The following is a 12,830-nucleotide window of genomic DNA, read 5'->3' on the forward strand; positions in this document are numbered from 1 at the left end:
GGGGCCGCGGGGTAGGCCGGCGGCTGCTCGGGGTGCGCGGGCGGAGGCAGTGGTGCGGGCAGGGGCGGGAGGGCGCGCGATGCGAGGACCTCCGCGGCCCGCACGCCGGGCAGGGGCGCCGGGCCCTTGTCGCGTGCGGCGCGCGCCGCACGGGTGGCGTTCAGCCGGGACAGCGCGTCGAGCAGGTCCCGCTCGCCCCGGCCGCGCAGCAGGAGCAGGACGAAGGGGTCGGCGTCGAGCAGCCGGGCGGTCTGGTAGCAGAGGGCGGCCGCGTGCTTGCAGGGGTGACCGCGGTCGGGGCAGCTGCACCGGGGGTCCAGGTCACCGGGGCCGGGCAGCAGCGGCACGCCGCATTCCGCGAGGGACTGGGGCATCTCCTTGTCGAGCAGCGCGGCGATGTGCCCGGGGCGGTCGGCGGCCGCCTCCAGGAAGCGGTCCCAGTCGGTGTCGTCGAGCGTGCGCAGGCGCACCTGGACGCGGTACGGGCGGGGACGGCTGCCCTGGACGTAGGCCAGCACGAGCCCGGGCGTCACGCTGATGGCATCGACATGCCCCTGCCCCGCGTACCCCCGCCCACGCTCCAGCCGCTTCGCGTCCAGCGCGCCCTGCTCCAGGGCACCGACCCAGGCGTTTCCCCACCAGCTCTCGGCGAAGCGGTCACCGTCCCGGGGCGGGAAGGGCGGGAAGGTACGGCGCAGGTCGCCGTCGCGGTTGGGGGCCGCCATGGAGCCTGGAGCCGTAGCGGAGGCCGTCGGGCCGGGAGCCGTCTTGGCGAGGGGCGGGGACGCCGGGTAGGCGGGTCCGGAGGCGCGCTCCGGCGGGGCCGGAGCCGCCGGTGCTGTCAGGGCCGTCGGCTCCGGGGCGTCGGTCGCGGCCACGGCCGGGCTCGCCGGGGTGTTCGTCTCGGGGGTGGGAGCCACGGCCGACGTCGCCTGAGCGTTCCTCTCGTCGAGGGCGGAGGGCGTGTCCTCCGGGCCCGCCGACGCGTCCGGCGGTCCTACCGGGTCCGGGGCATCCGATACATCAGGCGTGTCGGACACACCAAGGGGGCCCGGCACGTCCCGCGCGTCCGACAGATCCGGCATCCGGAACGCGTCCGACAGCAGCCGTCGTACCTCGGGTGCTCCCCCGCCGACGCCGTGGTCGCGGGCTCGCCGGGCGGCCGCAGCCCTCTCGTCCACGACTCTCTGCCGGGCCCTGCGCCTGCGCCGGGCGCCTTCCCGCTCGGTCTCCTCCCGGGCGCGCCGCGCTTCGTCCCGGGTCGCGCGCAGCGCCTCCCGCGCGATGTCCGCCGCGCGTGGCCCGGGCCCGTCGGGGGCACCTCCGCGGTGACCGGTCGCAGGCGCTTCGGCCTCCTGCGCCCCGGCTCCGTCCTCGGCCGGGGCGGGCCCGGCCGCATCGGCCCTCGGACGCTCCGGCACGGACGGCTCCGTCGCAGTCCCGGCTTCCCGGGTCTCCTCCTCCGTGTCCTGCCCTTCTTCCCGGCCGCTCCCCCGGTGCCCGGACACCGCCTTCCGCAGCGCCTCACGGGCGATGTCGCCGGGGCGCGTAACGTCCTGCCCCGCGGGCTCACCGCCCGGGGACGAGGCCGGGTCCGGTCCGTGGGCCGCCCGTGCCCGGGCCTCCCGCAGGGCCCGGCGGGCCTCGTCGGCAGGACCGGGTGTCATGACGACCTCCGCAGGGACACCAGGTCGGACAGCTCCCGGTCCGTCAGTTCCGTGAGGGAGGACTCGCCGGAGCCGAGGATCGCGTCGGCCAGGGCGCGCTTGGACCGGAGCATCTCGGCGATGCGGTCCTCGACGGTGCCCTCGGTGATGAGGCGGTGCACCTGCACCGGCTGGGTCTGGCCGATGCGGTAGGCGCGGTCGGTCGCCTGTTCCTCGACGGCCGGGTTCCACCAGCGGTCGAAGTGCACGACGTGTCCCGCCCGGGTGAGGTTGAGGCCGGTGCCCGCCGCCTTGAGCGACAGCACCAGGACGGGTGTCGAACCCGCCTGGAAGCGGTCCACCATGCGCTCCCGCTCGGCCACCGGCGTACCGCCGTGGAGGAGGTCGACCGGGACGGCCCGGGTGGCCAGGTGGGAGGTGATCAGGCGGGCCATCCCGACGTACTGGGTGAAGACGAGGGCGGATCCGTCCTCGGCGAGCAGCGTGTCCAGCAACTCGTCCAGCAGGGCGAGCTTCCCGGAGCGCGCGGCGAGCCGGTCCCCGGCAGCACCGGTGTGCTCCTCCTTGAGGAACAGCGCGGGGTGGTTGCAGATCTGCTTCAGCGACGTGAGGAGCTTCAGCACCAGGCCGCGGCGGGGCATGCCCTCGGCGGTCTCGATGGCGAGCATCGACTCGCGGACCACCGCCTCGTACAGCGCGGCCTGTTCGCGGGTGAGCGGGACGGGATGGTCGGTCTCCGTCTTGGGCGGCAGCTCGGGCACGATGCCCGGGTCGGACTTCCTGCGGCGCAGCAGGAAGGGCCTGACCAGCCGGGCGAGGCGCTCCACCGCCTCCTCGTCCTCGCCGTTCTCCACGGCACGCGCGTGCCGGGCGCGGAAGGACTTCAGCGGGCCGAGGAGGCCGGGGGTGGTCCAGTCGAGCAGGGCCCACAGCTCCGAGAGGTTGTTCTCGACGGGCGTGCCGGTCAGGGCCACGCGCGCGGGGGCCCCGATCGTGCGCAGCGCCTTGGCGGTGGCCGAGTAGGGGTTCTTGACGTGCTGCGCCTCGTCGGCCACGACCATGCCCCAGGCTCGCTCGGCCAGGGCGGGGGCCGCCGAGCGCATGGTGCCGTAGGTGGTGAGGACGAAGCCGCCGTCCAGGCCGTCGAGGCTGCGGTCCGGGCCGTGGAAGCGGCGGACCGGCACACCGGGGGCGAAGCGGTTGATCTCGCGCTGCCAGTTGCCCAGCAGGGAGGCCGGGCACACGACCAGGGTGGGTTCGCTGCGCGCCCGCTTCAGGTGCAGGGCGATGAGGGTGACGGTCTTGCCGAGGCCCATGTCGTCGGCGAGGCAGCCGCCGAGGCCGAGGGTGGTCATCAGGTCGAGCCAGGCCAGGCCCCGCAGTTGGTAGTCCCGGAGGGTGGCCTCAAGGGCCGGGGGCGGTTCGGCCGGTCGGATCCCCGCGGTCAGGCGGTCGCGCAGGGTGGCCAGCGCGCCCACGGGGACGGCCTCGACCGTCTCACCGTCCACGTCGGCCGTGCCGGTGAGGGCGACGGACAGGGCGTCGACCGGGTCGAGCAGGCCCAGGTCCCGTTTGCGGGCCTTGCGCACGAGCGCCGGGTCGACCAGCACCCACCGGTCGCGCAGCCGGACGACCGGGCGGTGCGCCTCGGCGAGGGCGTCCATCTCGGTGTCGGTGAGCGGGTCGCCGCCGAGCGCCAGCTGCCAGCGGAACTGGAGGAGGTCCTCGCTCTCGAAGAAGCCGGTGCCGTCGGTCGCCGAGCCGGGGGCCGGGCGGACCACCGCGGCGGCGGAGAGGTCCTGCGCGAGGTCCCGCGGCCAGTGCACGGCGACCCCGGTCGCGGCGAGCCGGGTCGCCGCGACCCCGAGCAGGTCGCTCAGCTCGTCCTCGGTCAGGGCCAGCACGTCGGGCACGTCCTGGTCGGCGAGCCGGTCGAGCGGGGGCCAGACACGGGCCGCGCGGCGGACCGCGAGGGCCGCGTCCACCCGCGCGCGGGGCCCGAAGGCGTCGTCGGCCTCCCCCGCCCACAGGGCCGCAGCGTCGGCCACGAGGGTGGGGTCGGCGAGGCTGTGCACCTGGACGATCGCCGCGCCGGCACTGCGGGCCCGGCCGTCGGAGGCGTCGTCGAACAGGTCGTACGCCGAGAGGTCCAGGCGGAGCGAGATCCGCACGCCGGCGTCCATGCCGGCGGCGACCTCGGCGGCCCAGTCGTGAGCGGCGGGCAGGTGCTGGGGTTCGCGGGCCGCGAAGGGCCTGCCGGAGGTGTGGGGCGCGGCCGGGGTGCGGGGCAGGGTGTCGGCGACCGCGTCCAGGAAGGCGCGGACGAGCGCTTCCGGTTCGGGCAGCCGGACCGGGCCCGGGCCGGGCAGCGGGACGGCGTGTCCCTCGTAGGGCAGGGCGGCGGCGACGGCCCGAAGGTGCGCGATGTCGTCCGGGTCGAGGGGGCCGGCACGCCAGGCGTCGTGGCCCGTGGGGGTGAGGCCGGGCAGCAGCCGGCCGCGGGCGGTCAGCCGCAGCGCGTGCAGGGCGGCGGCGCCCCAGCAGGCGGTGGCGGGGTGGGCTCCCGGGTCGTGCCGGGCGCGCACGAGGAGCGGCAGGGCCGCGTCGAGCGGGAGGGTCAGCGCGGGGGTGGCGCGCCGCCGGACCCCGGTGGCGCCGTGCCGCCGTACGACGGTCAGCTCGGTGGCGGCGGTGTGCTGCGGGTCCCCGGCGGGCAGGGGCTCGCCCTCGGGGTCCCAGAAGGCGATGCGGCCCTCGCGCGGGAGGGGCGCGGGCAGGAAGACGGCCGGGAGCCGGACCGGGACGGCGGGCGCCTCGGCCCGCTCGGCCACCGCAGTCGTGTCACGCATACGCCTGGTCACCTCCCGCCCGCGTTCCGGATCAGCTGTCTCCGACTCTACGGGCGGGGTCTGACAATGGGCTCCGGCGACGGTCAGGGCACGGTCCGCGCGACCACGTACACCCAGGGGTACGCCGGGTTGGACAGGTCCACGACCACGTCGTGGGTGGGGGCCGGGTTCTTCTGCCGGTGGACGAAGCCGTACCAGGAGTCGGTCGTGGCGAACTTCCAGCCGGTGACCTTCCGGTCGCGGGCGCCGATGGTGACGTCGCCCTGCTTCAGGTCCTTCCGGGTCACGCCCAGGCCGGTCAGGTAGGCGTCGAGGCCGGCGGCGTTGGTCTCGAACTGGGTGTAGAGGCGGCTGGTCTTCCAGTTGTTCGTCTCGTAGTACGCCACGTGCCAGGCCGGGTGCGGGACGGGCACCTGGTAGATCCGGCGCTGGAGCTTGGAGGGCCAGCCCTCGGTCAGGCCGGTCGCCGAGTACTTCGCCTCCTTGTCCTCGCCGCTGTCGCGGCTCTGGTTCGCGGCGATCACGAGGTAGACGGCCGGGATGCCGATGAGCAGCACGATGATCAGCAGGGTGAGGGCCCTGCGGCGGATCATGTGGCGGCGGTCCTCGACCGGGCGGTCCGGCTCGTCGGGCCAGGGTCCCTGGTGGGGCAGGGAGGCGGTCACGGCGTCTCCTGGGTACTGCGGAGCGACTGCGTGTAGCGCTCGTACCGCTCGTAGCGCTCCACGCGGCGGCGCTTGGCGCGGCGGAAGCGGCGGGCGACCAGCCGGGCGAGGTCGGCGGCGCCGACCATGCCGGCCTCGGGGCCGAGCTGGGCCCGGACGATACGGGCCTCGGGGCGGTAGCCGCGGCCGGTGAGGTGCCGCTTGAAGGCGTCCCGGGCCGGGCCGATCAGCAGGTCGTCGGCGGCCGAGACACCGCCGCCGATCACGAAGCAGGACGGGTCGAGGGCGGCGGCGAGGTTGGCGATGCCGACGCCGAGCCACTGGCCGATGTCCTGGAGCAGCTCGATGCACATGGCGTCGCCGTCACGGGCCAGCTCGGTGATCATCGGGCCGGTGATGTCGCCGATGCTGCCCTTGACGTGCTCGATGATCCCGTACGCGACGGGCGAGTCGGCGGCGGCCAGCTCGCGGGCCTCGCGGACCAGGGCGTTCCCGGAGCTGTACTGCTCCCAGCAGCCGCGGTTGCCGCACGGGCAGCGGTGGCCGCCGGGCACCACCTGCATGTGGCCGAACTCGCCGGCGACGCCGTACTTGCCTCGCTTGACCTGGCCGTCCTCCAGGATCGCGCCGCCGATGCCGGTGCCGAGGGTGATCATGACGAGGTGGTCCTCGCCCCGGCCGGCGCCGAAGCGCCATTCCGCCCAGGCCGCGGTGTTGGCGTCGTTGTCCACGAGGACGGGGACGGAGAGCCGTCCCGAGAGGCGGTCGCGGAGCGGTTCGTTGCGCCAGGACAGGTGCGGGGCGAACAGCACGCGGTTGCGGTCGGCGTCCACCCAGCCGGCCGCGCCGATGCCGACGGCGTGCACGTCGTGCCGGTCGGAGAGGTCCAGGACCAGCTCGGCGATCGTGTCCTCGACGACCTTGGGGCTCTTGGACTTGTCCGGGGTCTCCGTGCGGAGCATCTCCAGGATGTTGCCGTCGGCGTCGACGACGCCCGCCATGACCTTCGTACCGCCGATGTCGATGCCGACCGTGGGCACGCGGGGCGCCGTCAGGAGCGAGCGGCGCTCCCGGGTGCCGACGGTGCGCAGGGCCGTGGCACGGCGGGAGCCGATGGGGGCGGTGAAGTCGCGGTAGGTGCTCATCGCCGCCGATTCTGCCTCACGGGGAGGCAGGGTGCGGATCACAGGGGTGGTGCGGATCGTCGCCGAGTGCGGGCCGGTGGGGGCTCGTCGCGCGGTTCCCCGCGCCCCTCAAGTACGCACGAGCAACTGGAATTCGAAGGAATAGCGCGTCGGGCGGTAGGTGTGGGTGCCGTACTCGACGGCGCGGCCCGTGTCGTCGAACGTGACGCGTTGCATGGTGAGCAGCGGCGCGCCCGTCTCCTCCGCCAGGCGCTCCGCCTCCTCCGTCGCCGCCGCGCGGGCGCCGATCGACTGGCGGGCACTGTGCAGGGTGATGCCCGCCGCTCGCATCAGACGGTAGAGGCCGGTGGTCTCCAGCTGGCCGGTGTCGAGATCGATGAGGCCGGGCGGCAGGAAGTTGCAGAGGTAGGCCATGGGCTCGCCGTGGGCGAGCCGGAGGCGCTCCACGCGGTGGACGTCGCTGTCCTCGGCGACGCCGAGCGCGGCGGCGACCTCGGCGGAGGCGGGGACGAGCTTGTTGACGAGGACCCGGGTGGCCGGACGCTGGCCCGCCGCCTCCAGGTCGTCGTAGAGGCTGCTGAGCTCCAGTGGGCGCTTCACCTGACTGTGCACGACCTGGGTGCCCACGCCGCGGCGGCGGACGAGGAGGCCCTTGTCGACGAGCGACTGGATCGCCTGGCGGACGGTCGGCCGGGACAGGCCGAGCCGGGCGGCGAGTTCGATCTCGTTGCCCAGCAGGCTGCCGGGGGTCAGCGTGCCGTGCTCGATCGCGGCCTCCAGCTGCTGGGACAGCTGGAAGTACAACGGCACGGGGGAGCTGCGGTCCACGCTCAGCTCTAGCTGCACGGTCGGGTCCACTTCTGGTTTCGGCACGGGGCGAGCGTAGCTCCGTGCGTTGTTGACGGGAAGTCGTGTAGTCAGATTGTCCGGACATACAGATTGACAGCGGCGCGTCGGGCACGCACTTTGTTTTCATGCGCATCGGCGTCATCGGTACGGGCCGCATCGGCACCATCCACGCGAACACGCTGAGCCGGCATCGTGACGTCGGCTCGCTGATCCTCACGGACGCGGACGCCTCCAGGGCCCAGGAGCTGGCGCACCGGCTGGGTGAGACGGCGGCGCCCGGCGTGGAGGAGATCTTCCGCTGGGGGGTCGACGCGGTGGTGATCACGACGGCCACGTCGGCCCACGCCGAACTGATCGGTCGGGCAGCACGCTCGGGTCTGCCGGTGTTCTGCGAGAAGCCCATCGCCCTGGACCTGCCGGGGACTCTGAGCGCGATCTCCGAGGTCGAGACGGCCGGGACGGTGCTCCAGATGGGCTTCCAGCGCCGCTTCGACGCGGGCTACACGGGCGCGCGCGAGGCCGTGCGCTCCGGCCGCCTGGGGCGGCTGCACACCGTGCGGGCCCTGACCAGCGACCAGGCGCCGCCGGACGCCGCGTGGCTGCCGCTGTCCGGCGGGCTGTACCGGGACACGCTGGTCCACGACTTCGACGTGCTGCGCTGGGTGACCGGCCGGGAGGTGACGGACGTCTACGCCGCCGGGTCCGACGCAGGCCCCCGGATGTTCCGCGAGGCGGGTGACGTGGACACCGCCGCCGCGCTGCTCACCCTGGACGACGGCACCCTCGCCACCCTCACCGCGACCCGGATGAACGGCGCCGGCTACGACGTGCGCATGGAACTCGCCGGGGAGCGCGACCAGATCGTGGTCGGTCTGGACGACCGTACGCCGATCGCGTCCACCGAGCCGACGGGGCCGCCGGCCGCGGACAAGCCGTGGACGGGCTTCCTGGAGCGCTTCGGCCCCGCCTACGAGGCCGAGCTGAACGCGTTCGTGGAGGTCGTCCGGGGCGAGCGGGCCAACCCCTGCGACGGGCGCGAGGCCCTCCAGGCGCTGCGGATCGCCGAGGCGTGCGAGCTGTCGCGGCGGGGGCGCAGACCGGTGCACCTCGCGGAGATCTCCGGAGCCTCCCCCGCGTTCGCCTGACGGCGGGCCGCCGCGGTCAGCGCTCCTCCTGCTCCTCCTCCAGGAGTCCCGCGTCGTAGGCGAGCAGCGCGATCTGCACCCGGTTGTTGAGGTCCAGTTTCGCCAGGATGCGCGAGACGTGTGTCTTCACGGTGGCGACGCTCATGAACAGGCCGGTGGCGATCGCGGCGTTGGCCAGCCCCCGGCCGACCGCGACGGCGACCTCGCGCTCGCGGTCGTTGAGGGCGGCCAGGCGTTCGCGCGCGCGGGTGCGGCGCGTGTCGGCCGCAGTGCCGACGGCGTGCCGCATCAGCTGGCGGGTGACCGTGGGCGACAGGACCGGGTCGCCGGCCGCGACCCGGCGTACCGCCGCGAGGATCTCGGCCGGCGGGGTGTCCTTGAGGACGAACCCGGCGGCACCCACGCGCAGCGCGCGCAGCACCTGCTCGTCGGCGTGGAAGGTGGTGAGGACCACGACCTGCGGGGCGTCCTCGCGGGCGCGCAGCCGCTCCGTGGCCGTCAGACCGTCCACCGTCGGCATCCTGATGTCCATGAGGACGACGTCCGGGCGGGTGCGGTCGACGAGGGCCTCCGCCTCGGCGCCGTCGGCGGCCTCGCCGACGATCTCGATGTCGTCGGCGCCGCCCATCATGAAGGACAGCCCGGCCCGCACCAGCGGATCGTCGTCGACGAGGAGCAGTCTGATCGCAGTCATGGGCCTTACGTAATCACGGCCCGGCCGGGCTGCGGGGCGCGAGCGGTCATCCCCACGGCAGCCACGCCCGCACCTCGAACCCGCCCTGCGCGGTGGGCCCGTGCTCCAGCCGGCCGCCGGCGAGGACCGCCCGCTCGGTGAGGCCGATCAGGCCCTGGCCGGAGCCGGGGACGGGCGGCACCTCGCCCTCGGGCGGCGGGTTGTGCACCCGGATGGTGAGGCCGGTGCCCGGGGCGCCGGTGACGGTCACCGTGACGTCCGTGCCGGGTGCGTGCTTGCGCGCGTTGGTCAGGCCCTCCTGGGCGATCCGGTAGGCGGTGCGGCCGACGGAGGACGGGACGGCGGCGGGGTCCTCGACGCGGTGGTCGAGGGAGACCTTCATGCCCGCCTCGCGGGACTCGGCGACCAGGGTGTCCAGGGCCGCGAGCGTCGGCTGCGGACGGCCGGCGTCGTCCGGCTCGCCCGCCCGCAGCACGCCGATGATCTCCCGCAGGTCCTGGAGCGCCTCGTGCGCGCTCTCCCGGATCACGCCCGCCGCCCGCGCGGTCTCCGCCGGGGGCGCGTCGGGCCGGAACTCCAGGGCGCCGGCGTGCACGCTCAGCAGGGTCAGCCGGTGGGCGAGCACGTCGTGCATCTCCCGCGCGATGGCCTCGCGGGCGAGCCGCTGGGCCTGCTCGGCCCGCAGCCGCGCCTCCGTCTCGGCGCGCCGGGCCCGGTCCCGGAGGCTCACCATGAGCTGGCGCTTGGCGCGGACGAACATGCCCCAGCCGACGATCGCCAGGGTGAGCAGCACGGCGAAGGGGACACTCACCAGGTAGGGGAGGTCCGCGTCGGGGCGTACCCAGTAGTAGAGGGGCATCAGCGCCACGTTGACGCCGCCCACCCAGGCCACGTACCGGAAGGGTCGGTGCACGGCGAGGGTGAACAGGGCGATGAGGCCCGCGCCGCCCGAGGTGTCGGAGAGGAGGCCGATGGGGGTCAGCGCCACGGCCAGCCCCAGCGGCCAGCGGCGCCGCAGCCAGACCGCCGCGCAGGCCAACGCGCCGATCACCTGGTCGGCGACGGCGAGTCCGTCCGGCACATGAGGGTTGTCGGCGAGCGCCTCCATGGCGATCGCGCCCACCACCACGGCCAGCAGGAAGCAGGAGAAGTCGACGACCCAGTCGCGGGCGGTGCGCCGGGGCCTCCGCCCGGCCCGAGCGGCGTCGGGGTCGAGTTCGTGCAGGAGGGCCGACGGGAAGAACCATCGGCGCCCGGTGAACAGCGCGGGCGTCTCTCCCACCGGCAGCGGGGAGGCCTGCCCCACGTCGTCACCCTTCACGAGCGCCAAATCTACGCAGCACGAGCCCGCCGCACCTGCTCTCGCGCGGGATCGTCGACCAAAGTCGCCGCGTCGCCGACTTTCGTCGCCGTGGTGGCGGTGGAACGGGGACTTCCGCCCTTCTGGGGCTCGCCTCGCGGCCGATGTGCGTGGGGGGTCCGCGGAGCGAGGCTGAGGGCATGAAGCAGGTACTGGAGATTCTCGGCTTCCTCGCCCTGGTCCAGGGCGGGGCGGGCCTGGTGCACGAGTTCACCGACTGGAACTGGGGCCTGGTGCAGCGGCTGGGGTTCCTCGACGGCCACGAGGTCTACGCGAGCGTCGCGCTGCTCGTGCTGGGTGTCGCCCTGTTCGCGGCGGCCGGGAGCCGGAAGTCCGTCTGAGCAGTCCGACGGACGTCCGGCCCGCGGCCCCGGCCGGATTCAGCAGCCGTAGTCGACCAGGTCGAACGACGCGTAGTGGTCGGCCGTGTAGTAGTCCTCCCGGTTCTGCTCACCGGTGACGATGCGTCGCGCTCCGCGGGTGGAGGAGCCCGGGGTGATGACCGTGTACTCGTGGTAGTAGCCGGACGACTGGCCGGGCAGGATGCCCTCCCGGTTCTGGAAGACGGTGCCGTCCTGGTCGAACGGGTAGGGGCCGCCCTGTTCGATGAGGTCGAGCGTGTCGTGGGCCTGGGACGGCAGGGCGCTGTAGCAGATGTCGCCGACGGCGGTGGGGGCGGCGCCGGCCGTGGTGGCGGAGACGGTTCCGCCGACGAGGAGGGCGGACAGGAGGGCGGCTGCTGCGCCGAGCCGCGAGGCGCGTGGGGGGAAGTTCATGGATCTCATGATGACGCGCGTAGACGCTGGCATGTCAATGACAAGCGTGGAGAATTTCCTGTGAAACCCCGTGCGTTCGCGGGAAGTTCACCCGCGCACCGGCGCCCTCAGGCGTCCTCCGGCAGTCCGAACTCGCCGTACTCCGGGCGGCCCTTCGGGGCGTACGTCCGGACCGACACGCCCGCGCCGGTGACGCTCCCGCCGGTGTGCTCGAACGCGGTCGGCACGGCGCCCTCCGTGAACAGCCGGAAGCCGGAGCCGAGGACGACCGGGAAGGTCAGCAGGTGCAGGGTGTCGACGAGGTCGAGGGCCAGCAGGGAACGGACGAGGGCACCGCTGCCGTGTACCTGGACCTCGCCGTCGGTGCGTTCCTTCACGGCGGCGACCTCCTCGGCGAGGTCGCCGGTCAGCACCGTGGTGCCCGCCCAGCCGGGGTCCGTCAGCGTGGAGGACGGCACGTACTTCGGCAGGGAGTTCAGCTTGGAGGCGACCGGGTCGGCGGGGTCGGTCACCTTGGGCCAGTACGTGGCGAAGATGTCGTAGGTACGGCGGCCGAGCAGGAAGGCGCCCGGGCGGGCGAAGACCTCGTCGATGAACCGGCCGAAGTCCTCGTCGGCGTACGGGAAGCTCCAGCCGCCGTGGGTGAAACCGCCCCGGGTGTCCTCCTGCGGCCCGCCGGGGGCCTGGTAGACGCCGTCGAGGGTGACGAAGAGGGTGGAGACGAGCTTGCCCATGGCGGGTGCCTTCCTTCCGGTGGGCCGGGGTCTGCTGTCATCGGTTCAGACCCGGCCGCCGCCCGCAACTCATCGCTGGGCCGTACGCCACGCCGCCGGTGGCCTCACCTCGACGTCCGTTCGCCGCCAGCGCCGGCGTGGTGCGGCGGCTGGGATGGACTCATGACCATTCAGGGAACTCTGCACGGCAAGGTGGCTCTCGTGACCGGCGGGAGCCGTGGGATCGGCGCGGCGACGGCGGTACGGCTGGCGCGGGAGGGCGCGGACGTGGCCGTCGGCCACGTGAACGGCAAGGAGGCGGCCGAGGGGATCGTCCGGGAGGTGGAGGCGCTGGGGCGCCGGGCCGTGGCGCTGCGCGCGGACGTGGCGCAGCCCGCCGAGGCGGCCGCCGTGGTGGACGCGGCGGCACAGGCACTGGGCGGGCTCGACATCCTGGTCAACAACGCCGGTGTGGGGGTGCTCGGACCGCTGGACACCCTGTCGCTCGCGGAGGTGGACCGGGTCCTCGACGTCAACGTACGGGGTGTCTTCCTGGCCTCGCAGGCGGCCGCGGCGCGGATGCCCGAGGGCGGACGGATCATCACGATCGGCAGTTGCCTGGCCCAGCGGGTGCCGGGGCCCGGCGGGACGCTCTACGCCACGAGCAAGGCGGCCCTGGCCGGTCTGACGAAGGCGCTGGCCAGGGAGCTGGGCGGACGCGGGATCACGGCCAACCTCGTCCTGCCCGGCCCGATCGACACGGACATGAACCCGGCTGACGGGCCGTACGCGGCCGGCCAGGCGGCGATGACGGCACTGGGCCGGTTCGGGACGGCGGACGAGGTGGCGTCGATGGTCGCCTACCTGGCGGGGGCCACCTATGTGACCGGGGCGGAGTTCCCGGTGGACGGGGGCCACGCGGCGTGAGGCGCGTGGGACGCGCCGGTGCTGTCCGGCCGGTGCGCCC

Annotated in this window: 12 protein-coding genes; 3 read left to right on the forward strand and 9 right to left on the reverse strand. The window is 74.3% G+C overall.

Features of this window, described 5'->3' with window-relative positions; translation table 11 throughout:
- The 5 genes from GTY56_RS33420 to GTY56_RS33440 all read right to left on the reverse strand — a co-directional run.
- The coding region (locus GTY56_RS33420; RefSeq protein WP_202511080.1) for an SWIM zinc finger family protein at window positions 1–1,667 on the reverse strand (1,667 nt) is incomplete at its 3' end.
- Complete coding sequence (locus tag GTY56_RS33425; RefSeq protein WP_161369024.1) at window positions 1,664–4,516, reverse strand: SCO1167/SCO6262 family helicase; 2,853 nt, start codon at window positions 4,514–4,516, stop codon at window positions 1,664–1,666. The genes GTY56_RS33420 and GTY56_RS33425, both read right to left, overlap by 4 nt.
- A gap of 83 nt (window positions 4,517–4,599) precedes the next feature.
- Window positions 4,600–5,181 carry a sugar kinase gene (locus GTY56_RS33430; RefSeq protein WP_161369025.1) on the reverse strand — a complete coding sequence of 194 codons (582 nt, stop codon included), beginning with the start codon at window positions 5,179–5,181 and terminating at the stop codon, window positions 4,600–4,602.
- Window positions 5,178–6,326, reverse strand: coding sequence for an ROK family glucokinase (locus tag GTY56_RS33435; RefSeq protein WP_161369026.1), 1,149 nt, complete (start codon window positions 6,324–6,326; stop codon window positions 5,178–5,180). Before GTY56_RS33435 ends, GTY56_RS33430 begins: the two co-directional genes overlap by 4 nt.
- 108 nt (window positions 6,327–6,434) lie before the next feature.
- A complete protein-coding gene (locus GTY56_RS33440; RefSeq protein ID WP_346345641.1) occupies window positions 6,435–7,172 on the reverse strand; it encodes a GntR family transcriptional regulator in 738 nt (245 codons plus the stop codon).
- 128 nt (window positions 7,173–7,300) lie between these two features.
- Between GTY56_RS33440 and GTY56_RS33445 the strand changes: the two genes are divergently transcribed.
- On the forward strand, window positions 7,301–8,320 hold the full coding sequence (locus GTY56_RS33445) for a Gfo/Idh/MocA family protein (protein ID WP_161369027.1): 1,020 nt from the start codon (window positions 7,301–7,303) through the stop codon (window positions 8,318–8,320).
- A gap of 16 nt (window positions 8,321–8,336) precedes the next feature.
- Here GTY56_RS33445 and GTY56_RS33450 read toward each other — a convergent pair whose 3' ends face one another.
- Both GTY56_RS33450 and GTY56_RS33455 read right to left on the reverse strand, forming a co-directional pair.
- The gene (locus GTY56_RS33450) at window positions 8,337–9,014 is read right to left on the reverse strand and encodes a response regulator (RefSeq protein WP_161369028.1); all 678 of its coding nucleotides are present in this window, start codon (window positions 9,012–9,014) and stop codon (window positions 8,337–8,339) included.
- A gap of 46 nt (window positions 9,015–9,060) precedes the next feature.
- Entirely contained in the window at window positions 9,061–10,335 is a 1,275-nt protein-coding gene (locus tag GTY56_RS33455) for a sensor histidine kinase (protein ID WP_524540170.1), read from the reverse strand.
- A gap of 179 nt (window positions 10,336–10,514) precedes the next feature.
- Here GTY56_RS33455 and GTY56_RS33460 point away from each other — a divergent pair, with 179 nt between their 5' ends.
- The gene (locus GTY56_RS33460) at window positions 10,515–10,715 is read left to right on the forward strand and encodes a hypothetical protein (protein WP_161369029.1); all 201 of its coding nucleotides are present in this window, start codon (window positions 10,515–10,517) and stop codon (window positions 10,713–10,715) included.
- A 39-nt stretch (window positions 10,716–10,754) separates the two neighbouring features.
- Here GTY56_RS33460 and GTY56_RS33465 read toward each other — a convergent pair whose 3' ends face one another.
- A complete protein-coding gene (locus GTY56_RS33465) occupies window positions 10,755–11,150 on the reverse strand; it encodes a ribonuclease domain-containing protein (protein WP_161369030.1) in 396 nt (131 codons plus the stop codon).
- Window positions 11,151–11,257: 107 nt separating this feature from the next.
- Window positions 11,258–11,884, reverse strand: a complete 627-nt coding sequence (locus GTY56_RS33470; protein WP_161369031.1) for a dihydrofolate reductase family protein — start codon at window positions 11,882–11,884, stop codon at window positions 11,258–11,260.
- Window positions 11,885–12,046: 162 nt separating this feature from the next.
- Here GTY56_RS33470 and GTY56_RS33475 point away from each other — a divergent pair, with 162 nt between their 5' ends.
- Window positions 12,047–12,790 (forward strand): SDR family oxidoreductase, encoded by a 744-nt coding sequence (locus GTY56_RS33475; protein ID WP_161369032.1) that lies wholly within the window; start codon window positions 12,047–12,049, stop codon window positions 12,788–12,790.
- Window positions 12,791–12,830: the final 40 nt, after the last annotated feature.

This window comes from Streptomyces sp. SID5643 (assembly GCF_009872555.1).
Classification (GTDB): domain Bacteria; phylum Actinomycetota; class Actinomycetes; order Streptomycetales; family Streptomycetaceae; genus Streptomyces; species Streptomyces iakyrus.